A 21,687-nucleotide genomic window follows, 5' to 3' on the forward strand; every position below is an offset into this window, starting at 1 on the left:
GCAGACTTCAGGCGGCGGGTAGGCCTGCGAGCGGCTGCGCCGTGCGGGCCATGCCGTACTGAGTGCTCCAGGGGTATTCGCCGGTGGCGTCAGGCCACACCAACTGCCACGCCGACACCTCGCCGTACACCGCGTGCGCGACTCTGAGGTCGCTCGTGGTGAGTGCTTCGATCACCATCAGGTCGAGATCGTCCGCGATGAATCCGGAGAGGCGTTCACCCGCAGTGAGTTTGCCCCCCGCCAGCGCGATCCGATGGCCGACGGTGTTGAGGATCGACCCGGCGATACCCGGCTCGAGTCCGTACACGATCAACTCGGGATGACCGAGCGAGGTCAGTCCTGTGGTGTACGCGTGCGACGGAAAGCCTGCCCCGGGGTTGGCGCGGACCGCGGTGACGGTCCAATACCGCTTGGCGATGGCGCGATGGGCAAAGTCGACGGGATCGGACTGCACGTGCATCGTGGCCTCCTGTTTCGGTGGGTGTGTGGCGGCGATCTTCGAAAGCCGATCGCGTATGCGGAGCACCCTAATACCCGGCTCCGACAATCGAATCGACAAAGCAGTCGGCCCGCTACGCCACCGACCGATAGAGTTCGGCGGATGCGTGATGTGGCGGTGGTGGTCGGTGTCCTCGCGCTGATCAACGTGCTAGCCCATTTCACGTTCGACCATGCGATTACTTTGTTTGTCCCACTCGGAGCACTCGGCTTGCTCATCTACGCCCGGTGGCGGGGATATGGCTGGAATGAGTTGGGACTGGCCCGCAGTCAACACCGCAAGGGACTGACATGGGCTGCGGCGATCCTGATCCCCGTTGCGGTCATCGCGATCGGTGGCGCGCTGCTGCCGTGGACCCGGTCCCTGTACTTGTCAGATCACTACGACACCGTGTCGGTGGCGCTGTGGGGTGCGTTTGTGATCATTCCGCTGCAGACGGTGATCCCCGAAGAACTTCTCTTCCGGGGTGTGCTCAACGCGACCCTGGTGCGGGTCGCGTCGGTGCGGGTCGTCTATCTGGCCGGTGCAGGGTTGTTCGGCCTCTGGCACGTCTCGTCGTCCCTCGGTTTGACCGAAGGCAACGGAGGTCTGACCGACCTGCTCGGATCGGGGGTGATGGCGCAGATCGCCGGAGTGGTGGGAGCGGTCATCGTCACGGGTGTGTCCGGGTTGATCTTCATCTGGCTGCGACGACGAAGCGACAGCCTGTTGGCGCCGATCGCTTTTCACTGGGCGGTCAACGGCACCGGTGCACTCGGTGCGGCGTTGGCGTGGCATCTGGCGGGGTGAAGCTCTCACCGATAACGACGAAAGCCGGAACCAACAGTGTGCTCAATTAGGGGCCGGACTGCCCGCGGGTGCGCAATCTGTACAGCGCTGTGCGTTTCGTGGCTGTTGGCAAAGTCGTTCGGGCGGTTGACTTGTAGGTGGAACATTCGAGAATTGAAGGAGAAACCATGGCGCCCCGCGTTAAACTCGTCCCCGATCTTGACAGCCTGTCTCCTGAGGCCAAGCAGGTCCTGGACGACTACGCCAAGAAGACAGGCGGCGAGTATTTCCAGATCGCGCAGACAGTCGATCACCCCTTTCGAGAGAAGGGAAGCGATGCGCATCACGAGTGGGTGAGTCAGTTCATCCGCGTCCTCGGGCTGAGCCCCGGCCTGCTGAAGGCATGGCTCGACAAGGACTGGTACATCGTTCGCGAGAGCCTGGTCTCGAAGAAGGACCCGCAACTGGCCGAGTTGGTCGGCCTCGTCGTCGCGTTTGCCTTGGAGTGCCCGTACTGCATCGCATGGCATTCAGCGGCGTCACGGTTCGAAGGCGCCGAAGAGAGCTTGGTCGCCAAGATTCACACTTACGACGAGAATCGGGATGCATTCGAGGAGCGCGTCCTTGCGGTCTTCGACTACTCGCGCAAGATTGCTCTGCATGCGTTCAAAGTGACCGATGAGGAAGTCGACAACCTGCGTCGCTGGTACTCCGATCCAGAGATCGCCGAGCTGACCGAGCTTGCCGCCCACATGTCCGCGCTGTCGAAGTTCTTCTCGGCACTTGACGTAGAGATCTGGTGACCATGGCCATCGCAATTCTGGTGACCTTCTCCAGCGTCGCCGAACCAGAAGAACTCGGCGCCATCGCCGATGACTTTGCCGGGGCCCTTGGCGGCGTCGATGGACTGCTGAGTAAGACATGGCTCGAAATCGAGGGCGGCAGTGGAGGTTTCTACATCTTCCGGGATGACGCCGCAGTGGACGCCTATTTGACCGGCCCTCTGGTGGCTCAGCTCCGGGCTCATCCGAAGTTCTCGGACTTCAATGTTCAGCGGTTCGGTATTGACGAAAAACTCAGCAACCGCACGAATGGATTGCCGAAGCTCTGACCCTGTAACATCCGAGCTGCCGGCGGCGAGACACCGTCGTCGGCAGTTCCGGTGTTTGTTACTGCGCCAGAACCTCTTTCGGGTATCTCCCAAAGGCGCTGCGGAACTCGGACGCAAAGCGTCCGGGATTGTGGTGACCCCACCGTGTCGCGACGGTGGCCACTGTGGTGCTCTCGAGGTCGGCCGCCGCCAGCTCGTCGTACGCGCGCTGGAGTCGGATCTTCCGCACATATTCCATCGGCGTCATATCCCGGTGACGTCTGAACGCCACCTGTAGCGCTCGTGAACTCAAGCCGACCGACAGTGCGATGTCTCGCAGCGTGAGTGGATCTCCGGCATGCTCCTCGATGTACGAGACGGCGCGGTCGACCGGTGGGCACGAGATGAACGGCACGCGTTCATCGCCCAAAACTCGAATCGCGGCTGGAAAGGCGTCGAGCAATGCCGATGCTGTGGCCCGCGCAAGGTGAAACTCGGTGAGCGTGGGCAGCCTGCTGTCCACGAAGACTCCGGTCTGCGCAGCCATCACTGCAACCATGCGACCCCACGTCTCGATTGCCGGTCCGGACGGTTGCAGTTGCAATGAGAAGTCGAGACAGACCTTTTCGGCCGAGAGCCCACAGGACTCGGCGGCCACGTCGCGAGCCAGATCTCGGTGTATCACGACCTTGTACACAACGCTGTTCTTGCTCCAGTGCGTCCGGTAACGCTTACCCGCGTCGAGTACAACCGGCAGGAGGGGGTTGGAGACAACACCAACTGAATCGGCACTCACACCGATTCGGCCGGCGAGCGGATGGATGACCACGATGTGGTTGTCGTTCGGCTCGGGACGTAGATCAACGGCTGCCCCGCCGTAGGTCATCCTGTGCACCTGGACGCCGGGCATTGAGGTTGCTTGCGCTTTGGCGAGGAAGTCGACCACTCCATCGGGGAGTTCCATCCGGTGAGGTCCCAACGACTCGGTCAGGTGCTGGTGAACTTTGTCCGGGTCACAGGATTCGAAAGTCCGCGACGACGTATGTGCATGAACGGGATCTGCGTGAGCCTGCGAGAAGCCGAGTACAGCGGTCATGCCTCACCTTCAGACGTAGAACGACGATCCATGCGAAATCTACTGAGCCCTGCGTCAACGGTCGAGAGTTGAGATCGACCAGATTTGAACCCGCACTTGGTTCGTGGAATGCGGGTGGCTGTGGGTCAGTGCGCGACGCTGCCCGGTCCGCTGACGATCCGGGCCTCATCGGGATACCGCCGTGCGAACACGTCCGGAAGGGCGCGCGTACGGCTCTTCCAGGTGTTCTCGCCGTAGGTCGGGTACAACGGATTTGCCGGATCCTGTTCGACGCCGCGGGCCTTGGCGGCGGGCTCGGCCGGTAGGTCGATGGTGGGTATCACCGCGTCGAGTGCGGGGCTGAAGAAGTAGGGGATCGACAGTCGCTCGGCGGCGCCAGGCGGGGGCAGAACGCGATATTTGGCAGGGGCCGTCATCGTCACGGGTGTGTCCGGGTCTTTCCGGGAGCTGGATCGGCGCCATTGCAGTCGGAGAATTACCCGAGAGGTAATCGACGTGACTACCTGCCATCCACGGCAGCAAGCCGAACGTCGTCGAAGGAACATGGCCAGGGGACCTCATCATGGTCCGGTTCCCGACGTCGGATGGCGCTGCGCGCTGGTACGACTCGGATGCCTATCAGGCCATTGCCCCGCTGCGCGTGAACAATTCCCGCGGGACCGTCGCGACTTTCGAAGGTGTCGATCCGGACCACCGGGCAACCGACATTCTCGAGAACTGAGCCGGGGGATCGGTGACGCCGGGGGTCAGTGCCCGAGGCGGTCTCGTCCCCCGGCGATCCGGGCCTCGTCCGGATACCAGCGTGCATATACGTCCGGATGGGCTCGGGTTCGGCTTTTCCAGGTGTTCGCGCCGTATGTCGAATAGAGCGGATTCGCCGGATCCTGTTCGACGCCGCGGGCATTGGCTGCGAGTTCGTCAGGCAGGTCGACCGTGGGTATCACCGCGTCGAGGGCGGGGCTGAAAAAGTACGGAATCGATAGGCGCTCGCCCGCACCGGGTGGTGTCAGGACCCGATGTCTGGTCGCCCGCAGGTAGCCGTGGGTGGCCACTTCCAGCATCTCGCCGATGTTGACGACAAATGCGCCGGGCAGGGGTGGTGCGTCGATCCAGCTCCCGTCAGAGGTCTCGACCTGCAACCCCGAGGAACCCTGTTCGAGCAGGAGTAAGGTCAGCACTCCCGAATCCTTGTGTGCCCCAACACCTTGGTCACCGGTCACCGCCGCAGCAGGCCGGGCCGGATAGCGCACCAGTTTGATCAGAGTGGCCGGGGCGTGCGCAAACGTGTCGTCGAACAGGTGCGGGTCGGCGGAGAGTCCGGCGGCCCAATTGCGCAGCAGCCGGAGCGACACCCGTGACATGGCGGCGTCGTAATCGGTGATCGCCGAACGTAATTCGGGCAATGCTGCGGGCCACTGATTGGGCCCCTGTAGACGCATGTAGCCCATTGCGTGATCAAGCGGGTCCCGGTCGGGGCCGATGTCGATCTGCTCACGCCAGTCGACTTCGCCATTGGTGAACTCGCCACCGAGGCGGTTGTAGCCGCGGAAGTGGCGACTGTTGATCATGGCGATCGACAGTTTGTCCTCGTCGGGGAGGGCGAAGAAGGCGTGGGCGGCGGTCTGGACTCGACTGATGAGCTGCGGGTCGACCCCGTGGCCGACGAGGTAGAAGAAACCGACCTCGTGGGTGACGGAACGAAGTTGTTGCCGGCCTTCGGGGGTGTCGAGTTCGGCCAGATCGATCACGGGAAGCACATCGACAACGGTAGTCCGTCGCGCAATTCTCGCCCACCGCCGACGTACTAGATCGAGAGGTCACCCGGCACCGGGTCGCGCAGCACCTTGCCTGCGGCGGCGAACTCACGGACCCGGGCGTTGTCCCAGACCTGCGCAGGCACACCGCCGCCGAGGAGTGCGCGGGTCAGCGCGGGGGACCGGCCGATCTCGGTGTCGCTGCCTGCGATCACGATGTTGCCGTAGCGCCGCCCCTTGAGCATGGCGGGATCGGCGATGATCACCATGTGCTCGAAGACGGTGCCCATGGTCGCGGCCTCGGCCCTCGCCAGAGTCAGGTCGCGGGTGTCTCCGCAGTTCACGACGTAGATACCGCCGGGAGCCAACACCCGTCGCACCTGCGTCACGAATTCCAGGGTGGTCAGCGCGGTCGGCGTCACCACTCCGGAGAACACGTCCCGGATGATCAGATCGCGGGTCGTGTCGGTGAGAGACTCGGTGACCTCGCGCGCGTCACCCGCTCGTAGTCGCAGAAGTGGTGCGCGCGGCAGGTTGAACCACTCGCGGACCAGTTCGGTGAGCCGCTTGTCGATGTCGACGGCGACCTGCCGGGCTTCGGGGTAGGTGGCGGCCAGGTAGCGGGCCATCGAACACGCACCGGCACCCAGGTGCAGCGCACGCAACCGCTCGGTGGTGGGCCAATGATCACCGATCAGTTCGGCCATCCACTGCATGTACTCGAAGTCGAGCATCGTCGGATCGGCCAGGTTGATATGGGAGCTCTGCGCACCGTTGACGGTGATCATCCAGCCGTCGGTCAAGTGATCGCGGACGAGTTCACAGGTGCCCGTGTCGATGGGGTAGATGCCCGGCTGCGGCCCCTCGCTCTCGCGGGCCGGGACGGACTTGCGGGACCCGGTCTTGCCGGCCTGGGCACCCTTGCGCGATTTGGCCATCGACGTCAGTACACGTCACGTAGATAACGCTTTTCGCGTTTGAGGGTGTTCACGAAGTCCTCGGCGGCGTCGGTGTCGAGGCCACCGTGCTCAGCGACCACATCGTGCAGCGCGGCGTCGACGTCCTTGGCCATCTGCGAAGCGTCGCCGCAGACGTAGAGGTACGCACCCTCCGAGAGCCAACGGAACAATTCATCGCCGTTCTCGCGCATCCGGTCCTGGACGTAGATCTTGTGTTCCTGGTCGCGGGAGAACGCGAGGTCGAGGCGCGTGAGGATGCCGTCGCGTTGGAACTGGACGATTTCGTCCTCGTACATGAAATCGGTGGCGCGATGATGGTCACCGAAGAACAACCAGTTGCGGCCGCGCGCGCCGCGGGCCTTGCGCTCGTAGAGGAACGACCGGAACGGCGCCACGCCGGTGCCGGGTCCGATCATGATCACCGGTACCGAGTCATCGGTCGGCAAACGGAACGACTTGTTCTTCGAGAGGAAGACGCCCGCGGTTCCGCCTGCGCTGATCCGGTCGGCCAGGTACGTCGAGCACTGTCCGCGTCGATCGCGTTCGGCGCTGCGGTGTCGCACCGCCGCAACGGTCAGATGGACCATGCCGCGATGGGTCAGTGGACTCGACGAGATCGAGTACACGCGGTGGGCGAGCGGGCGCAACAGTTCGATGAGTTCGGTGGCGGAGATCTGCAGTGTCGGTTCGAGGTCGAGGAGATCGAGGACGTCCTTGCCCCACAGCCAGCCCTCGAGCGATTCGCGGTCTTCCGTCGACAGAATGTGGACGAGTTCGGCGTCGCCGGAGTGATCAGCCATGTGGTTGATCAGCTCGCGCGTCGGTAGCGAGATCTCGTACTCGTGGGAGAGCAGGTCGATGAGTCTCGACTCACCGGCTCGGGTGGTGATCATCTCGTCGGGATCGGCGCCGATGCGCTCGATCAGCGCGGCCACCAACGCCGGATCGTTGACCGGCTTGATGCCGAGGCCGTCGCCGGCTTCGTAGTCGATGTCGCTGTCACCGAGATCGAAGACCACGTGACGGACATCTTTGCGAGAGTCGGATCCGCGCAGGGGACGGTTCGCGACAAGCGTCGCGCCGTACGGGTTCTTACGGGTCCAGGGGGAGCGTTTCGGTTTGTCCGCCCTTGGTAGAGCGGGGGTTTCGGTGGTGGCGGTCACAGCGTGCAAAATCTCCGGTGCATCAGTTGTCGTATCGAGTTCACGTAGCGCGATCAGAGCGCGGGCGAGTACATCCTCGCGGGTCGCGACGGTGGTGCCGGACGTCGATCCGGTGTCGTAGCCGGCAAGGAAGCCGGACAACCACAGCCGCTCGTCTCCGGTGAACTCGGCGTCATCGGGCAGGTTGGAAGTTTTCATGGCCTGGCTGTGCTCTCCGAAGTCTGCGCGTACGTGTTCACTGCGTCGGGCACCGCTGCTCCGTTGAAGCGGCACCAGACTGGCTAAGGGTACCCTCAGCTGGTGTTGGCGGCCGATCGCGTGGATCTAGGATGTGGCCGGTGAAGTCATCAGGAGTGCACCGGAGCACGGGGTTGGCGATCGGCTATCTACTCGATCGTAGGTTCGGTGATCCGCGGCGATTGCATCCGGTGGCCGGGATGGGGATATCGGCGGGCAAGCTCGAACAACTCCTGTATCGCGATTCACGGTCGGCCGGAGCGGCCTTCACCGCGGTCTGTGTGGGTACTGCGCTGGGTGCCGGAATCGTCGGACAACGCTGCGGTGTGGTCGGAGTTGCCTTGGCCACGTGGGTTGCGCTGGGCGGATCGTCGTTGGCGGCCGTCGGCGACCGGTTGGCCGATGAGCTGGAAGCCGGTCACATCGACACTGCCCGTGGGCTCATCCCGAGCCTGTGCGGCCGCGATCCGAACAGCCTCGACGAATCCGGGATGGCACGCGCGGCCGTGGAATCAGTGGCAGAGAACACATCTGATGCTGCGGTCGCGCCACTGCTGTGGGGCGCCGTGGCGGGCGTTCCCGGACTGCTGGCCTACCGGATGATCAACACCCTCGACGCGATGGTCGGGTACCGCAACGAGCGGTACGAGTACTTCGGGTGGGCCAGCGCCCGACTCGACGACGTTGCGAACTATCTGCCTGCGCGTGTGACCGCTGCGCTGGTGTTTGCCATCGGACCGAATCGGCGACGTGCGGTGGCTGCGGTCCGGCGTGATGCCCGAGCTCATCCCAGCCCGAATGCGGGGGTGGTCGAGGCCTCGTTCGCCGGGGCGCTCGGTGTGTCGATCGGTGGGCGGACCGTCTATCGCCATCGGATCGAGGACCGGCCCGTACTCGGCCGGGGCCCGGCGCCCGCCGCGATGGACGTCCGTCGGACAGCGCAGCTGTCGCGGCGCGTACAGGTGGGAGCGTTAGCGACCGTAGCGATCGGACAGCTTGTCGCTGCCGTCCTGGTCGGCCGTCGGACCCGAACCGACCACCCCACCGCGAACCTCTGAACCGGCGCCACCGGTCGATGACGCGGCCAGCGCATCGCGGGTCTGCCGTCCGCGTTCGCGGGGCTTCTTCGGGATCGTTCCTTCTTTTGCGGCGCGGCGTTGCTTGTACTCCGACCAGGCGAAGTAGCCCAACCCCAGTGGGGCCATCACACCGAACGCGATCCACTGCAAGCCGTACGACAGGTAGGGGCCCGAATCGAGTTGGGGTAGTCCCATGGCCCCGAGGCCGCCGGGTTGCCCCTCGTCGAGTTGGAGGTATCCGTTTGTCAGCGGGAGATCGACGACGGTGCTCAGGACCGTCGGATCGATGGAATACACCTGCAGGGCACCGGCTTCGACGCGTGGCTCGCGGCCGGGACTGGTGCCCTCGGCGGAACGGATCCGGGCCTCCACCGTGACCTCATCGGTGGGTGGCGCCGTGATCGGCGGCAGGGCCGTGCCCTGCACGGGCGTCACATATCCACGATTGACGAGGTAGGTGGCACCGTCGGTGCTCCGTAGCGGTGTGAGCACCTCGTAGGCGGGGGACCCGTCGATGTGGCGCAACCGGACGACGGCCTGCTGCTCCGGTAGGTAGGTGCCGGTCACCGCTACCTTGCGCCACTCCGAATCCTTGACCGGCTGCCCATCGTTGTACAGATCGGCGATCGGCACGGGGTCCGTGGTCTCGGCTTTGCGGAGCAGGTCGTTCTGATGTTCGGTGTTGGAGTTCTTGCCCAACTGCCAGGGCGCGAGAAGCCAGAAGCACGCCACCGCAAAAGCGACCACAACTACAGCGAGCAGAAGCCAGCCGGGCCGAAGGAAACTACGGAGGATGCGCACCCCTATACGGTACCGAGCTGCTCGATGTGGCCCCCGACTCCCCATACCCGGCTTCGAACCCTGCCGACCGACCTCGGCCTGGCTACTCTTGGCGAGGTTGGCGTGCGGACGGTCCGTCACGTCTTGGGGAGGCTCAAATGCGCGATCTGGTCTGTCGTAAATGTGGACAGAAGTTGTCCTTCGAGAACACGTTGTGCTTGAGCTGCAATAGCCCGCTGGGGTTTCATCTGCCGTCGCGCACCATGTACACACTCGACGAGGACGCCACCACCGAGACCGATGGCGAGGCCCTCGTCCGGTGTGCCAACTTCAAGCTGATCTCGTGCAACTGGTTGGTACCCCCGGTGGAGCCGGGTGCGAGCACACCTGACGGAGAGCCGAATCCGTCGACGCTGTGCGAATCGTGCCGCCTGACGCGGACCCGTCCGGCGGATGAGGACAGCGACGCGATCACGGCCTTCGGCATCGCCGAGACCGACAAACGACGCGTGATCCTCGAGCTCAGTGAGCTGGGCTTGCCGATCGAAGGCCGCGATGTCGATCCGCAGACCGGGCTGGCCTTCGAACTGCTCTCGAGCGCCAAGACGCCGGTGATCACCGGTCATGCCGACGGGGTGATCACCCTGGATCTCGCCGAGGGTGACGACGTACACCGCGAACAGTTGCGGGTGTCGATGGACGAGCCCTACCGGACCCTGATCGGGCACTTCCGCCACGAGATCGGGCACTACTACCAAATGGTGCTGGTCGGGACCGGTGAGCACCGACCGCGGTTCGAGGAGCTCTTCGGCAACCCCGACGACGACTACCAGGCAGCGCTCGATCGGCACTACAGCCAGGGCCCGCCCGACGACTGGAAGCAGGATTACGTCTCGTCCTACGCGACGATGCATCCGGCCGAGGACTGGGCCGAGACCTTTGCGCACTATCTCCACATCCGCGACACCCTCGACACCGCGGCCGCGTTTGCGATGGCACCTGCGGGAGCGACACTCGACAGCGTGCTGGTGGGGGATGTGGGATTCGACCAGATCATCGATCTGTGGCTACCGCTGACCTGGGCGCTGAATCAGATCAACCGGTCGATGGGTCACCATGATCTGTATCCGTTCGTGCTGCCCGCGAAGGTGCTCGAGAAGATGCGGTTCATCCACGGACTGATCGCGCCTGCCGCTCTCTGATCTCGAAAGCGTCTGATCCGGATCGGCCTGATCTCTAGACGCGGCTGCGTACCCAATCGAGGAGTCCGGGCATCGCGGCCTCGATCTGGGTCCGCACCACCCGGAAGTCGTCGTCGCTGCCGTAGTACGGATCAGCGACGTCGACGTCATCGGCGTCGGGATCGAAGCTGCGCAGCAACCGGGTCCGGTCGCCGGCCCCCAGCTTGCGCAGGGCTTCGGCGTGGCTGGTGTCCAGCGCGATCAGCAGGTCGGCGCCGAGGTGTTCGGGGCCCACCTTTGCTGCGGTGTGTTCGTCGTCGTAGCCTGCCGACGTGAGTTCGGTGCGAGCGCGGGCATCGGCCGGCTCGCCGACGTGCCAGCCGCCGGTGCCCGCACTGGTCACGCGTACCTTGTCGTCCAGACCTGCGTCTTCGAGTGCTCGCCGAAAGATGTTCTGCGCCATCGGTGAACGGCAGATGTTGCCGGTGCAGACAAAGGTGACGTGCAGTGGTTCAGCCATGGATCAGCTTTCTCAGTTGGGCCACCGAGTCCACCGTCCAGGCGGCGTCGGCCCCCTCATCGCCAACGGAGTAACCCCAGTCCACGAAGATCGCCGGGATCCCGAACTGTGCCGAGCCGTGGACGTCGTGGGACCGGTCGCCGATCATGACCACCGGGTGGGTGGCGACGTCGGTGATCCCGAGCGAGCTCAGGGCGTGGGCGATCACGTCGGATTTGCTCCGCCGACTGCCGTCGTTCGATGCCCCGGCGATGTACTCGAAATACGAGGCGAGGCCGAAATGCTCGAGGATCGCCCGGGCGGTGTCCTGGTTCTTGGAGGTCGCCACGGCCATCCGGCGACCGGACTGTGCGAGATCGGCCAGCAGATCGGCCATGCCGTCGAAGACCGAGTTCTCCAGCCAGCCGGTCTCGACGTAACGCTCCCGATAGGCGGTCATCGCGGTCTCGACATCGGCGGCATCGAGATCCATGTCCCGCAGGCTGTCGATCATGGGTGGTCCGGCCAGTCCGGCGACCAGCGCCGGATCGGGCTCGGGTGCTCCGACCGCGGCGAGCGCATGCCGGAAACTCTTCTCGATGCCGTCGAACGAATCGGTGATCGTGCCATCGAGGTCGAACAGCAGAATGGTCGCAGGATCGGCCGGGTCCGGAAGGTCAGGCCTGTTGCTCAAACTCACCACTCCATCCTGCCCGTAGGCTCGACAACTGTGAAATCGGACGAGCTGACCGACCTGGGTCGCCATGGCGACGCAGATGCCCAACCAGGCCTGATCGACTTCGCGGTCAACGTCCGCGGCGACACCCCACGGTTCGTTCTCGACGCCCTGGCGCGACGACTCGGTGACCTGGCCGGCTATCCCAGCACCGACGATCAGCAGCGGGCCGTCACGGCGATCGCCGAGCGGCACCACCGCGATCCGTCCGAGGTGCTGTTGCTCGCCGGTGCCGCCGAGGGCTTTGCGCTGCTGCCGGAGTTGGCACCGCGCCGCGCGGCGCTGATCCAGCCGTCGTTCACCGAACCCGAGCGGGCGCTGCGCAGCGCCGGAGTCGCCATCGACCAGGTGGTGTTGCCGTCGCCCTGGACGCTGGACCCGGCGCTGGTACCCGAGGACGCGGACCTCGTGGTCCTGGGCAACCCCACGAATCCGACGTCGGTGCTGCATCCCCGGCAAACCATCGAGGAGCTGCGTCGCCCTGGCCGCGTCATCGTTGTCGACGAGGCGTTTGCCGACGTGGTGCCGGGCGAGCCGCAGAGCCTGGCCGGCTACCGCGGCGACGACATCCTGGTCTTGCGCAGCATCACCAAGACGTTTGCCCTGGCCGGTCTGCGGGCCGGGTACTTCCTCGGATCGCCCGATCTCCTCGAGCGGTTGGGGCGACGACGGCCGCATTGGCCGCTGGGCACCCTGCAACTCGCGGCGCTCGAGCTCTGCGCCGGTGACGTTGCGACCGGTTACGCCAACGCCGAAGCGGTTTCGGTTGTTGATCAACGCGATTGGATGATCATCGCGTTGACTGCGGCGGGAATCGAGGTGGTCGGGGAGCCGTCGGCATCCTTTGTGACCATCTCGGTCGCAGACGGTAGCGCGCTCAAAGCGGCTCTGCGGGATCATGGTTATGCGGTCCGCAGCTGCGCCAACTTCGTCGGGATGGACGCGAACCATCTGCGGCTCGCGGTCCGGGACCGCACGACCGTCGACGGATTGGTCGACACGATCAGGAAGGTACTCGGGTGACGGCTACAGGGATGACGGGTATGACGACATTGGCCGACGTGATCGGAATTCTCGAACGCGCGTACCCGGTCCGGTTGGCGGAGAGCTGGGATTCGGTGGGCCTGGTCTGCGGCGACCCGGATGATGCCGTCACCTCGGTGCTGTGTTGTGTCGATGTCACCGATGCGGTGATCGAGGCGGCCTTGGAGTCCGGTGTGGATCTTGTTGTGGCACACCACCCACTGCTCCTGCGCGGCGTCGACACCGTCGGTACCCACACACCCAAGGGCAGGCTTGTGCACCGCCTGATCAAGGGCGGATGCGCGCTTTACACCGCGCACACCAACGCAGACTCGGCAAACCCGGGTGTCTCCGACGCCCTGGGTGCGCTGCTCGGGCTCATCAACATGCGACCGCTGGACCCCAAACCCGCAGAAGCGATGGACAAGTGGTCGGTGTTCGTTCCGGTCGATGACGTGGTGGCGGTCCGCGAGGCGATGTTCGCCGCCGGGGCCGGTGAGATCGGTGAATACAGCCATTGCTGCTGGAGCACCTCCGGAACCGGCCAATTCCTGCCGGGCGCGGCTGCCGATCCGGCGGTCGGGGCACGCGGCGAGGTGACGCAGGTGGCCGAGGACCGCGTCGAGATGGTGGCGAGCTGCCGGGTGCGCTCGCGTGTCCTGACCGCGCTGCGCAGCGCACACCCCTATGAAGAACCGGCCTTCGACCTCATCGAGTTGGCACCCGCTCGCGGTGGCGAAGGGTTGGGACGGGTGGGCGAGCTCGGCGAACCGATGAGTCTGGCTGCGTTCACTGCGCACGTTGCCGAGGCCTTGCCGTCCACGCCTGTGGGAATCCGCGCCGCCGGTGACCCGGAGATGACGATCACAACGGTGGCGGTCTGCGGAGGTGCTGGTGATTCGATGCTGGCCACGGCCCGCGCGGTGGGCGCGGACGTCTACGTCACCGGCGACCTGAGGCATCACCCGGTCGACGAACACCTGCGCGGTGGTGGTCCGGCTCTGATCGATGCCGGTCATTGGAGTACAGAGTTCCCCTGGTGTGAACAGGTCGCCGGTCTGCTCGCCGACGCCGTCCCCGGATTGGCCACCGGCGTGTTCGCCACTCCGACAGATCCATGGACAATTCATCGGAGCGGCCACTGAGGCGCGGTACCGCGTACGGTTGCAAAAATGTCATCACCGGCGCTTGACGGCGCCGAACGACTTGTTGATCCGGCCCGTGGGACCGGACAGTAGAGGAATGAAGGAACACTGGTGAAAGCAGATCCGGCCGACCAACGATTGATGTTGGACATCGCCGATGTCGATGCGGAATTGCATCGAATCGAACACCGGCGGTCCACGTTGCCCGAGATCGCCGAGCTGGATCAGCTCGGGCAGCAGCTGAATACCCAGCGCGACGAGGCCGTGCGGGCTCAGATCGCTGCAGAGGACCTGCACCGTGAGTCCCGGCGGCTCGACAACGAGATCATGTCGATGTCGATGCGTGAAGAGAAGGACAACCAGCAGTTGGCCGCGGGTACCTTGCCCGCCAAGCAACTCAGTGAACTCTCGCATGAGGTCACCGGGCTGATCCGTCGTCGCGCATTGCTCGAAGACGAGTTGCTCGAGGTGATGGAACAGCAGGAAGCCGTCGGTGCGGACGAGCAGCGGGCCTCAGCCATGACCAACCACACCGAGCGGCAGATCGAAGAGGCCACCGCCCGCCGTGATGCAGCGCTGGCGAAGATCGATGAGGACATCGCCGCCGTGCAGGAGAAGCGGGCCGCGCTGACCGCCAACGTGAATCCGGATCTGATGGCCGTCTATACCAAGCAGGTCTCACAGGGACGGATCGGTGCCGGACTGCTCCGGTCCGCCCGCTGTGGCGCGTGCCGGATGGAACTCGACCGCGGACTACTCAGCCGGATCAACGCAACCCCGACCGACGAGGTCGTCCGCTGCGACGAGTGCGGCGCCATCCTGGTGCGCACCCACGAGTCGGGATTGGCTTCTTCGTGAAAGTTGTTGTCGAGGCCGACGGCGGTTCGCGGGGCAACCCGGGTCCGGCGGGCTACGGCGCGGTGGTGTTCGACGCCGACCGGGCCTCGGTCCTGGCCGAACGTAAGGAGGCCCTTGGTATCGCGACCAACAACGTCGCCGAGTACCGCGGGCTGATCGCCGGTCTGGCTGCCGCCGAGGACGTGGGCGCCGACGAGGTCTCGGTCCGGATGGACTCGAAGCTGGTGGTCGAGCAGATGTCCGGTCGTTGGAAGATCAAGCATCCGGACATGATTCCGCTGGCCGCGCAGGCGAAGGCGCTGGCGTCGGGATTCTCGCGCGTCGACTACACCTGGATCCCACGGAACCAGAACTCACACGCCGACCGCCTGGCCAACGAGGCCATGGACGCTGCGGCCGCGGGCGAGCAGGTGGCCGTGGTGACCGAGAAGCCGATCGAGAAGCCGGTTGAGAAGCCGGTTGAGAAGTCATTGAAGCCGGCACCAAGGGCGCCGGGTTGGAACGGTGCGATGGGTGCGCCGACGCGAATGTTGTTGCTACGACACGGACAAACTCCGTTGTCGGTGGAGCGGCGTTACTCGGGGCGCGGCAACCCGCAACTGACCGAACTGGGCCGTGATCAGGCGGCGCGGGCGGCCAAGCGACTGTCGGCCCGTGCGCAGACCGCCGCCGAACCGGACGGTATCTCGGCCGTGATCTGTTCCCCGCTGGGGCGGGCCCGCGATACCGCCGAGGCTGCCGCGCACGCACTGGGTTTGCCGGTCACCGTCCACGACGGTCTGATCGAAACCGACTTCGGTGACTGGGAAGGGCTGACCTTCGCCGAAGCCGCGAGTCAGGATCCCGACCTCCACAAGGCGTGGATCGGCGATACGAGCATCGCGCCTCCGGGAGGCGAGAGCTTCGACACCGCCACCGTGCGAATCCTGAAGGCGCAGGCGGAGATCGTCGATCAGTACGGCCCGGGCGAGGTGCTGGTGGTGTCCCATGTGACACCTATCAAGGTGCTCCTGCGGGAAGCGCTCGGTGTCGGATCGTCGCTCCTCTACCGGATGCACCTCGATCTGGCATCACTGAGCATCGCCGAGTTCTATCCCGACGGTGGTGCGTCGGTCCGGCTGGTCAACGACACGAACCACCTGGGTGAGATCTGATCTCTCCCAGGTGGTTCGGGTTGACCGTGAGGTATGCGATCAGCTCGCGCGGGATTGCGCCTGCGGGACGGCCGCGCCGCGCCGGTCGACCTGCTCGAATCCTGGCCGCTTGCTGCCGATGAACGCGTAGAGCCACGATGCGATGGCGGCAAAGCGGTTACGGAAGCCGATCAGGTAGAACAGGTGCACCGCGAGCCAGGTGATCCAGGCGAACATGCCGCGGAAGCGGATCTTCTCGTTGATGGCGACCACCGCGCTGAACCGGCTGATCACGGACATGCTGCCCTTGTCGCGGTACTTGAACGGTGTGCCCGGCAGCTTCTTCCGGCTGATGACGTCGGCGGCGTGACGGGCCTCCTGCATGGCCACGGGGCTCTGTCCCGGGTAGCCGTTCAGTGAGGTCATGTCACCGATCGCGTAGACGTTGGCGTAGCCACCCACGGTCAGGTCCTGGTTGATCAGGATCCGCCCGGCGCGGTCGGTCTGCGCTCCGGTTGCCTCAGCCAGGACTGCGGTGAACGCGCTGGCCTGTACGCCTGCCGACCAGATGATGGTGTCGGCCGCGATCTTGCGGGTCGCCGCACCGGATCCGATCTTGACGGTGACGCCCTCGGAATCCATGTCTGTGACAAGCGAATTGAGCAGGAGTTCCACACCTGCCGCCTCGAGCGCCTTCTTGGCGTAGGCCGAGAGCGAACCACCGTAGACGGGAAGTGCATCGCCTGCGCCCTCGACGAGGTAGACGGACACGTCGTCACGCTTGTAGTAGCGGGACGCGAGTTCACGGATCTGCCCGGCGACCTCGACACCGGTCGGGCCGGCGCCCACGATCACGAAACTCAGCAGTCGGCGGCGCAGATCGTCGTCGGTGGTCTGCGCGGCCCTTTCGAAGTTCTGGCGGATCTGTGTCCGCAGTTTGGTCGCATCTTCGATCGTCTTGAGTGCGTAGGAGTACTGCGCGAACTCGTTGCGTCCGAAGTACGACTGGGTCGCGCCGGTGGCCGCGATCAGGTAGCGGAATCGAACCGTCTCCGTCGGGCCGTCATGCCGGAAGTGCAGTACGCCGGCGTCGGGGTCGACATCGGTCACCGTGCCCAGGCGGACCTCGATGTTGCGGTGCTTGCGCAGGATGCCGGCGATGTCGGGAGCGATCTCTTCGCTGGAGAGCACGCCGGTGGCGACCTGATAGAGCAGTGGCTGGAAGAGGTGTTCGGGGGTGCTGGAAATCAACACGACGCGCAGTCCGGTTTTGGCCAGCCGCTGTGCAGCTGTCAGTCCACCGAATCCCGAACCCACGATGGCCACGTCGGCCTCGAGGTGGGTGGGAACGCTGTGCGGTGTGGGCATGAGTTAGTGATCCTTTTATCTCTTGATGACAACTACTTCCATGTATAGCGCAATTAACTGGGGTGAAAATCCCTAATCAGGCCATTTTTGGCCATTTTTCAACCTGTTCTGAAGATAGAACTTATCTGGATCACTCATATAAGCTGGTGGCATGGAACTTCGCCAGTTGACGTACTTCGTGGCCGTGGCCGAGGAGCTGAGTTTCAGCCGGGCCGCGGCCCGCTGCTTCATTTCGCAATCGGCGATCAGCCACCAGGTCGCCCGGCTCGAGCACGAGCTGGGCTCCAAATTGATCGCCCGATCGACGCGCACGGTGCGCCTGACGGACCTCGGGGCCCAGGTGCTGCCGCTGGCTCAGCAGATGATCCGGCTGGAATCGATGATCACCGCGACAGCACGTACGCCGGGTGGGCGGGTGCGGATGGCGGCCAACATGTCGTTCGCACAGCAGTCACTGGCCGCGATCGCCAAGCTGCGCACCGAACACCTCGACGTCGAGATCGAATTCATCATCAAGAGCTTCGATCAGCGGATCGATGCGGTCCTGGGAGGCGACGTCGACCTGGCCCTGATCCGTGGGGGCCTCGAGCGACCAGGGCTCGCCATCGAACACCTGTGGGTCGACGACCTGGTGGTTGCGATGTCGCAGCGGCATCCACTGGCGGGGTCGGCCGAGGTCGGGCTGGCGGAACTCGGAAAGTATCCGCTGCTGTTGCCGTCGGCGCGCGATCAAGTGTTGTTGCACAACGTGATTCGCGAGGCATTTGACCGTCACGGGCTCGACCGCCCCCGCCAGGCACCGCCGCTGCCGGTCGACCACACCGCGACCATGGAGCTGCTCAACCACCCCGAGGAGTGGACCGTGCTCTACGAGCGCACGCCGCTCGCGGGTATCGCCTTCACGCGGGACAGCGAACGTGCACTGCGGGTTCCGGTGTCGGCGGTGGTGCGCGCGCCAACCGGACAATCCGAGATCGTCAACGACCTGATCGCCGCACTGCGATCGGTACGCGCGGATCTGGCCGGGGGAGAGGATCCGCCGGCGAGCTGACCGGCGGTTCGCCCCGGGGCTAGGTGACCAGCCAGAGCGCGAACACCGACGACACCAGGGTCAACGGCACGGTCACCAGGCCCACCTTGGTGAACTCGGCGACCTTGACGCGGTGGCCGCCGGAGTTGACCAGGTTGCGCCACAGCAGATTTGCCAGCGACCCCAGATAGGTCAGGCTGGGGCCGATGTTGACGCCGAGCAGCATTGCCAGGACCAGTGCCGCCGGTGCGCCGCTGCCCAGTGCCGCGAGCATCAGCAGGGTGGCCGGGATGTTGTTGATCACGTTCGACGCGATGGCTGCGACCACGGCGACGATGAGCAGGTCGAGTAGCCCGGTTCCGTCGGGCAACAGGTCCGCGACCCAACTCCCGATCCGTCCGTCGGAGATCCCGGCCACCAACACCCCGAGTGCGCAGACGAACAGCAGGAATCCGGGTTGTGCCGATTTGGCCAATGCTCCGACCCCGCAGGCGCGTCCGCGTAGCGCCAGGTAGGCCATCGCCGCGGCACCTGCGACCGCGCACCACACCGGCTCGATACCGACCAGTGAACTGACACCGAATGCGGTCAGGGTCGCGGCAAGAACGATCAGCGGGGCGCGCGGCGCCGGGCCGGGTGGGTCGAGTACGTCGGGGCCGGGCGCGACCTCGAGGTCGTCGCGAAAGTACCAGCAGAACAACGCGAATTCGACTGCAAGGGTGACCAGCCACGGCAGAGCCATCAAGAGGGTGAACTCGACAAAGCCCAGACCGGTGGCGGCGAAGGCGAGCAGGTTGGTCAGATTCGAGACCGGCATCAGCGTCGAGGCCGAATTGGCAAGTGTGACGGTGGCGTAACTGTGTGGACGGGCCGGTACCCGGAGCGCCGATGTCATCGACAGCAGCACGGGTGTCAACAGCAACACGGTGGCATCGAGACTGAGCGCGGCGGTGGTGATCGCGGCGGCGGCGAACACCAGTCCGAAGAGCCGGCGCCCGGATCGGTGACCGGCGCCGCCCTGCGGAGATGCGCGGTGTGCGATCACCCGGGCCACCCATTCGAAAACGCCCAGTACCGAACAGGCGTAGGAGATCACCAACAACGCCGCCAGGAACAGCACGGTGGACGACAACTCCCGCAGCTCGTCCCAGGCGCGGTCGGGTTCAACGACGCCCACGACAATGGCCAGCACTGCGGCCGGGACCGCAACCGCCGCCTCGGACAGGCCACGCGGACGCCACACGGCCAATCCCAGTGCAGCCACCATCAGGACCACCGCGACAACATCCACGGCGCAATGTTCCCCCGATACCCGGACCGGGCACCAATCCGGCAGGCGAAGGATGCGTGGATCCGGGGCCGGAGAACGTACAGTGATGGTGCGAACGAGCCGGCTGGGCGGCTGCGGTCGCGGGGACAGTCGCATCGGCGGCGAGCCCGTGATCGAGGAAAGTCCGGACTCCACAGAGCAGGGTGGTTGCCAACAGCAACCCGAGGTGACTCGCGGGACAGTGCCACAGAAAACAGACCGCCGGCGCAAGCCGGTGAGGGTGAAAAGGTGCGGTAAGAGCGCACCAGCATCACGGGTGACCGTGATGGCTCGGTAAACCCCACCCGGAGCAAGGTCGAAGGTTGCACCAGGTAACTGGTGTGGCTGCGCAGGTGTTCGAGGGCTGCTCGCCCGAGCCTGCGGGTGGACCGCTTGAGGTACCCGGTGACGGTGTGCCCAGATGGATGGCCGCTGCCGACCCTTGTGGTCGGTACAGGATCCGGCTTACAGGCCGGCTCGTTCGCCCCGCAACATGGACTCGCACCAACCACTCCGGTGCCCCGATTGGCCCGGTGTGGAGGTCACTGCCCGCTAGTGTTGGTGCGGTGCAACGGATACTTCGCGCCGCCGACATAGATTTTGGTGCCATCCGCACCGACCTCGGTCTGTCCGAGGAGTTCGGAGCCGCCGCCCAAGCCGAAGCCCAGACGGCGTCGGATGGTTACGCCGCCCGTCGTGTCGATCGGACCGACCTGCCGCTGGTGACCATCGATCCGCCCGGATCGGTGGATCTCGACCAGGCCGTCCACATCGCCCGTGACGGCGCCGGGTTTGTGGTGCAGTACGCGATCGCCGATGTCGCGGCGCTGGTTCGCCCCGCCGGCCCACTCGACCTCGAAACCCGCAGGCGTGGGCAGACGATCTACTTCCCGGACGGCAACGTGCCGCTGCATCCGCGGGCGTTGTCGGAGGATCGCGGATCGCTGCTTCCCGATCAGGTCCGTCCGGCGGTGCTGTGGCGCATCGCCGTCGACGGGGACGGACATCCGACCTCGGTTGACGTCCAGCGGGCGTTGGTGCGGTCGGTGGCCCGGCTGGACTACGAGACCGTGCAGGCCGACGCCGACGCCGGGCGTTTACATCCGTCCATCGAGGCGCTCCCGGACTTCGGTGAGCTTCGGCAGCGTTTGGCGATCGAGCGGGGCGCGGTCGAGTTGGGTCTGCCCGAGCAGGATGTGTTGAGGGACGGTGACGGCGGGTGGCAGTTGGTGGTGCAACCACGGACCCGGGCCGACATGTGGAACTCGCAGGTTTCATTGCTGACGGGTATGTGCGCCGGACAGATGATGTTGGACAACAAAGTCGGGCTGTTGCGCACGTTGCCGTCGGCCACCGACGACGCGGTGAAGATGTTCCGGGCCTCCGCGGTGGCGTTGGATGTGCCTTGGCCGGAGGATGTTTCACCGGGTGCGTTCCTCGCCGGTCTGGATCCGCAGTCCCCGCTCACCCTGGCTGTGATGTCGGATGCCACCACGTTGCTACGCGGCAGTGACTACCTGCCGATGTTGGGCGTGATCCCGGACGACGCGGTGACGACGCACGGCGGAATCGCCGGGGTCTATGCCCACGTGACCGCGCCGCTGCGCCGGTTGGCCGACCGCTTTGCCACCGAGACCTGCTTGGCACTGGCGGCGGCAGAACCGGTGCCGGACTGGGTGTGCAGCGCTTTGCCGACACTGCCCGAGGTGATGAGGAGTTCGAGTTCGGTCGCGGGCCGAGCGGACCGGTCGAGCCTGGACATGGCCGAAGCCATCCTGTTGGCCGACCGAGTCGGTGAGACGTTCACCGCCACCGTGTTGCACGCCGCTCGCGGCAAGCGTCCCGCACAGATCTTCATTGCAGATCCGGCCGTGTTCGCCACGTGCGGTGGCGATCCGGCCGAGGGCCGGCACGTGCAGGTGAAGCTGATGGACGCCGACCCGCGCACCCCGAATGTGACGTTCATGCCGGTCTAGGCGG

At 65.2% G+C, this 21,687-nt stretch carries 22 protein-coding genes, 1 other RNA gene and 1 pseudogene; 13 read left to right on the forward strand and 11 right to left on the reverse strand.

Annotated elements, in window-relative coordinates; genetic code table 11:
- Positions 1 to 7 precede the first annotated feature (7 nt).
- Positions 8 to 460: a DUF4262 domain-containing protein gene (locus AC56PL_RS05890; protein WP_495515415.1), complete on the reverse strand. Its 453-nt coding sequence runs from the start codon at positions 458 to 460 to the stop codon at positions 8 to 10.
- Positions 461 to 601: 141 nt separating this feature from the next.
- Here AC56PL_RS05890 and AC56PL_RS05895 point away from each other — a divergent pair, with 141 nt between their 5' ends.
- From AC56PL_RS05895 to AC56PL_RS05905, 3 genes are all read left to right on the forward strand, one after another.
- Positions 602 to 1,288, forward strand: a complete 687-nt coding sequence (locus tag AC56PL_RS05895; protein WP_497153228.1) for a CPBP family intramembrane glutamic endopeptidase — start codon at positions 602 to 604, stop codon at positions 1,286 to 1,288.
- Between the two features lie 167 nt (positions 1,289 to 1,455).
- On the forward strand, positions 1,456 to 2,070 hold the full coding sequence (locus tag AC56PL_RS05900; RefSeq protein WP_495515417.1) for a carboxymuconolactone decarboxylase family protein: 615 nt from the start codon (positions 1,456 to 1,458) through the stop codon (positions 2,068 to 2,070).
- 2 nt (positions 2,071 to 2,072) lie between these two features.
- A complete protein-coding gene (locus AC56PL_RS05905; RefSeq protein WP_495515418.1) occupies positions 2,073 to 2,378 on the forward strand; it encodes a YdhR family protein in 306 nt (101 codons plus the stop codon).
- 58 nt (positions 2,379 to 2,436) lie between these two features.
- Here AC56PL_RS05905 and AC56PL_RS05910 read toward each other — a convergent pair whose 3' ends face one another.
- Together AC56PL_RS05910 and AC56PL_RS05915 are read right to left on the reverse strand one after the other, a co-directional pair.
- Complete coding sequence (locus AC56PL_RS05910) at positions 2,437 to 3,453, reverse strand: AraC family transcriptional regulator (protein WP_497153229.1); 1,017 nt, start codon at positions 3,451 to 3,453, stop codon at positions 2,437 to 2,439.
- Between the two features lie 125 nt (positions 3,454 to 3,578).
- A pseudogene (locus AC56PL_RS05915) lies at positions 3,579 to 3,854 on the reverse strand (isopenicillin N synthase family oxygenase); the annotation flags it as partial.
- A gap of 107 nt (positions 3,855 to 3,961) precedes the next feature.
- On the opposite strand from AC56PL_RS05915, the gene AC56PL_RS05920 reads away from it, so the two are divergent.
- A complete protein-coding gene (locus AC56PL_RS05920) occupies positions 3,962 to 4,174 on the forward strand; it encodes a DUF1330 domain-containing protein (RefSeq protein WP_497153569.1) in 213 nt (70 codons plus the stop codon).
- A gap of 25 nt (positions 4,175 to 4,199) precedes the next feature.
- Here the strand turns inward: AC56PL_RS05920 and AC56PL_RS05925 are convergent, their stop codons facing one another.
- The 3 genes from AC56PL_RS05925 to AC56PL_RS05935 are packed head-to-tail and all read right to left on the reverse strand — an operon-like array spanning position 4,200 to position 7,527.
- Positions 4,200 to 5,210 carry an isopenicillin N synthase family dioxygenase gene (locus tag AC56PL_RS05925; RefSeq protein ID WP_497153230.1) on the reverse strand — a complete coding sequence of 337 codons (1,011 nt, stop codon included), beginning with the start codon at positions 5,208 to 5,210 and terminating at the stop codon, positions 4,200 to 4,202.
- 47 nt (positions 5,211 to 5,257) lie between these two features.
- Positions 5,258 to 6,145, reverse strand: a complete 888-nt coding sequence (locus AC56PL_RS05930; RefSeq protein WP_497153231.1) for a spermidine synthase — start codon at positions 6,143 to 6,145, stop codon at positions 5,258 to 5,260.
- Between the two features lie 5 nt (positions 6,146 to 6,150).
- A complete protein-coding gene (locus AC56PL_RS05935) occupies positions 6,151 to 7,527 on the reverse strand; it encodes a sulfite reductase subunit alpha (protein WP_497153232.1) in 1,377 nt (458 codons plus the stop codon).
- A 131-nt stretch (positions 7,528 to 7,658) separates the two neighbouring features.
- Here AC56PL_RS05935 and AC56PL_RS05940 point away from each other — a divergent pair, with 131 nt between their 5' ends.
- Positions 7,659 to 8,624: a cobalamin biosynthesis protein gene (locus AC56PL_RS05940; RefSeq protein WP_497153233.1), complete on the forward strand. Its 966-nt coding sequence runs from the start codon at positions 7,659 to 7,661 to the stop codon at positions 8,622 to 8,624.
- Here AC56PL_RS05940 and AC56PL_RS05945 read toward each other — a convergent pair.
- Positions 8,538 to 9,446 (reverse strand): SURF1 family cytochrome oxidase biogenesis protein, encoded by a 909-nt coding sequence (locus AC56PL_RS05945; protein WP_497153234.1) that lies wholly within the window; start codon positions 9,444 to 9,446, stop codon positions 8,538 to 8,540. The genes AC56PL_RS05940 and AC56PL_RS05945 overlap by 87 nt on opposite strands.
- A gap of 137 nt (positions 9,447 to 9,583) precedes the next feature.
- Between AC56PL_RS05945 and AC56PL_RS05950 the strand changes: the two genes are divergently transcribed.
- Positions 9,584 to 10,627 (forward strand): putative zinc-binding metallopeptidase, encoded by a 1,044-nt coding sequence (locus AC56PL_RS05950; RefSeq protein ID WP_495515426.1) that lies wholly within the window; start codon positions 9,584 to 9,586, stop codon positions 10,625 to 10,627.
- Between the two features lie 34 nt (positions 10,628 to 10,661).
- Here the strand turns inward: AC56PL_RS05950 and AC56PL_RS05955 are convergent, their stop codons facing one another.
- The gene (locus AC56PL_RS05955; protein ID WP_495515427.1) at positions 10,662 to 11,126 is read right to left on the reverse strand and encodes an arsenate reductase/protein-tyrosine-phosphatase family protein; all 465 of its coding nucleotides are present in this window, start codon (positions 11,124 to 11,126) and stop codon (positions 10,662 to 10,664) included.
- Positions 11,119 to 11,805, reverse strand: a complete 687-nt coding sequence (locus AC56PL_RS05960) for an HAD-IA family hydrolase (RefSeq protein ID WP_497153235.1) — start codon at positions 11,803 to 11,805, stop codon at positions 11,119 to 11,121. The genes AC56PL_RS05955 and AC56PL_RS05960 overlap by 8 nt, the downstream gene beginning before the upstream one ends.
- Before the next feature lie 30 nt (positions 11,806 to 11,835).
- On the opposite strand from AC56PL_RS05960, the gene cobC reads away from it, so the two are divergent.
- The 4 genes from cobC (at position 11,836) to AC56PL_RS05980 (ending at position 16,021) form a co-directional block, all read left to right on the forward strand.
- Entirely contained in the window at positions 11,836 to 12,864 is a 1,029-nt protein-coding gene (cobC, locus tag AC56PL_RS05965; protein ID WP_497153236.1) for an Rv2231c family histidinol phosphate aminotransferase CobC, read from the forward strand.
- A gap of 20 nt (positions 12,865 to 12,884) precedes the next feature.
- Positions 12,885 to 14,009: a Nif3-like dinuclear metal center hexameric protein gene (locus AC56PL_RS05970; protein WP_497153237.1), complete on the forward strand. Its 1,125-nt coding sequence runs from the start codon at positions 12,885 to 12,887 to the stop codon at positions 14,007 to 14,009.
- A 111-nt stretch (positions 14,010 to 14,120) separates the two neighbouring features.
- The gene (locus AC56PL_RS05975) at positions 14,121 to 14,867 is read left to right on the forward strand and encodes a CT398-like coiled coil hairpin domain-containing protein (RefSeq protein ID WP_495515431.1); all 747 of its coding nucleotides are present in this window, start codon (positions 14,121 to 14,123) and stop codon (positions 14,865 to 14,867) included.
- Complete coding sequence (locus tag AC56PL_RS05980; protein WP_497153238.1) at positions 14,864 to 16,021, forward strand: bifunctional RNase H/acid phosphatase; 1,158 nt, start codon at positions 14,864 to 14,866, stop codon at positions 16,019 to 16,021. The genes AC56PL_RS05975 and AC56PL_RS05980 overlap by 4 nt, the downstream gene beginning before the upstream one ends.
- 39 nt (positions 16,022 to 16,060) lie before the next feature.
- Here the strand turns inward: AC56PL_RS05980 and AC56PL_RS05985 are convergent, their stop codons facing one another.
- The gene (locus tag AC56PL_RS05985; protein ID WP_495515433.1) at positions 16,061 to 17,368 is read right to left on the reverse strand and encodes an FAD-dependent oxidoreductase; all 1,308 of its coding nucleotides are present in this window, start codon (positions 17,366 to 17,368) and stop codon (positions 16,061 to 16,063) included.
- A 151-nt stretch (positions 17,369 to 17,519) separates the two neighbouring features.
- On the opposite strand from AC56PL_RS05985, the gene AC56PL_RS05990 reads away from it, so the two are divergent.
- Positions 17,520 to 18,419: a LysR family transcriptional regulator gene (locus tag AC56PL_RS05990; protein ID WP_497153239.1), complete on the forward strand. Its 900-nt coding sequence runs from the start codon at positions 17,520 to 17,522 to the stop codon at positions 18,417 to 18,419.
- Between the two features lie 19 nt (positions 18,420 to 18,438).
- On the opposite strand, the gene AC56PL_RS05995 is transcribed toward AC56PL_RS05990, so the two are convergent.
- Positions 18,439 to 19,689, reverse strand: coding sequence for an SLC13 family permease (locus AC56PL_RS05995; protein ID WP_497153240.1), 1,251 nt, complete (start codon positions 19,687 to 19,689; stop codon positions 18,439 to 18,441).
- A gap of 95 nt (positions 19,690 to 19,784) precedes the next feature.
- Between AC56PL_RS05995 and rnpB the strand changes: the two genes are divergently transcribed.
- Together rnpB and AC56PL_RS06005 are read left to right on the forward strand one after the other, a co-directional pair.
- An RNA gene (gene rnpB, locus AC56PL_RS06000) (RNase P RNA component class A) lies at positions 19,785 to 20,191 on the forward strand.
- Between the two features lie 82 nt (positions 20,192 to 20,273).
- Positions 20,274 to 21,683, forward strand: a complete 1,410-nt coding sequence (locus AC56PL_RS06005) for an RNB domain-containing ribonuclease (RefSeq protein ID WP_497153241.1) — start codon at positions 20,274 to 20,276, stop codon at positions 21,681 to 21,683.
- The last annotated feature ends 4 nt before the right edge of the window (positions 21,684 to 21,687 follow it).

The organism is Williamsia sp. Y721 (genome assembly GCF_059683565.1).

Excerpts from the sequence above, each read along its gene's own strand:
- AC56PL_RS05890 (WP_495515415.1), bottom strand. The coding sequence starts at position 460 with ATGCACGTGCAGTCCGATCCCGTCGACTTTGCCCATCGCGCCATCGCC.
- AC56PL_RS05895 (WP_497153228.1), top strand. The coding sequence starts at position 602 with ATGCGTGATGTGGCGGTGGTGGTCGGTGTCCTCGCGCTGATCAACGTG.
- AC56PL_RS05900 (WP_495515417.1), top strand. The coding sequence starts at position 1,456 with ATGGCGCCCCGCGTTAAACTCGTCCCCGATCTTGACAGCCTGTCTCCT.
- AC56PL_RS05905 (WP_495515418.1), top strand. The coding sequence starts at position 2,073 with ATGGCCATCGCAATTCTGGTGACCTTCTCCAGCGTCGCCGAACCAGAA.
- AC56PL_RS05910 (WP_497153229.1), bottom strand. The coding sequence starts at position 3,453 with ATGACCGCTGTACTCGGCTTCTCGCAGGCTCACGCAGATCCCGTTCAT.
- AC56PL_RS05930 (WP_497153231.1), bottom strand. The coding sequence starts at position 6,145 with ATGGCCAAATCGCGCAAGGGTGCCCAGGCCGGCAAGACCGGGTCCCGC.
- AC56PL_RS05935 (WP_497153232.1), bottom strand. The coding sequence starts at position 7,527 with ATGAAAACTTCCAACCTGCCCGATGACGCCGAGTTCACCGGAGACGAG.
- AC56PL_RS05940 (WP_497153233.1), top strand. The coding sequence starts at position 7,659 with ATGTGGCCGGTGAAGTCATCAGGAGTGCACCGGAGCACGGGGTTGGCG.
- AC56PL_RS05950 (WP_495515426.1), top strand. The coding sequence starts at position 9,584 with ATGCGCGATCTGGTCTGTCGTAAATGTGGACAGAAGTTGTCCTTCGAG.
- AC56PL_RS05955 (WP_495515427.1), bottom strand. The coding sequence starts at position 11,126 with ATGGCTGAACCACTGCACGTCACCTTTGTCTGCACCGGCAACATCTGC.
- AC56PL_RS05970 (WP_497153237.1), top strand. The coding sequence starts at position 12,885 with ATGACGACATTGGCCGACGTGATCGGAATTCTCGAACGCGCGTACCCG.
- AC56PL_RS05985 (WP_495515433.1), bottom strand. The coding sequence starts at position 17,368 with ATGCCCACACCGCACAGCGTTCCCACCCACCTCGAGGCCGACGTGGCC.
- AC56PL_RS05990 (WP_497153239.1), top strand. The coding sequence starts at position 17,520 with ATGGAACTTCGCCAGTTGACGTACTTCGTGGCCGTGGCCGAGGAGCTG.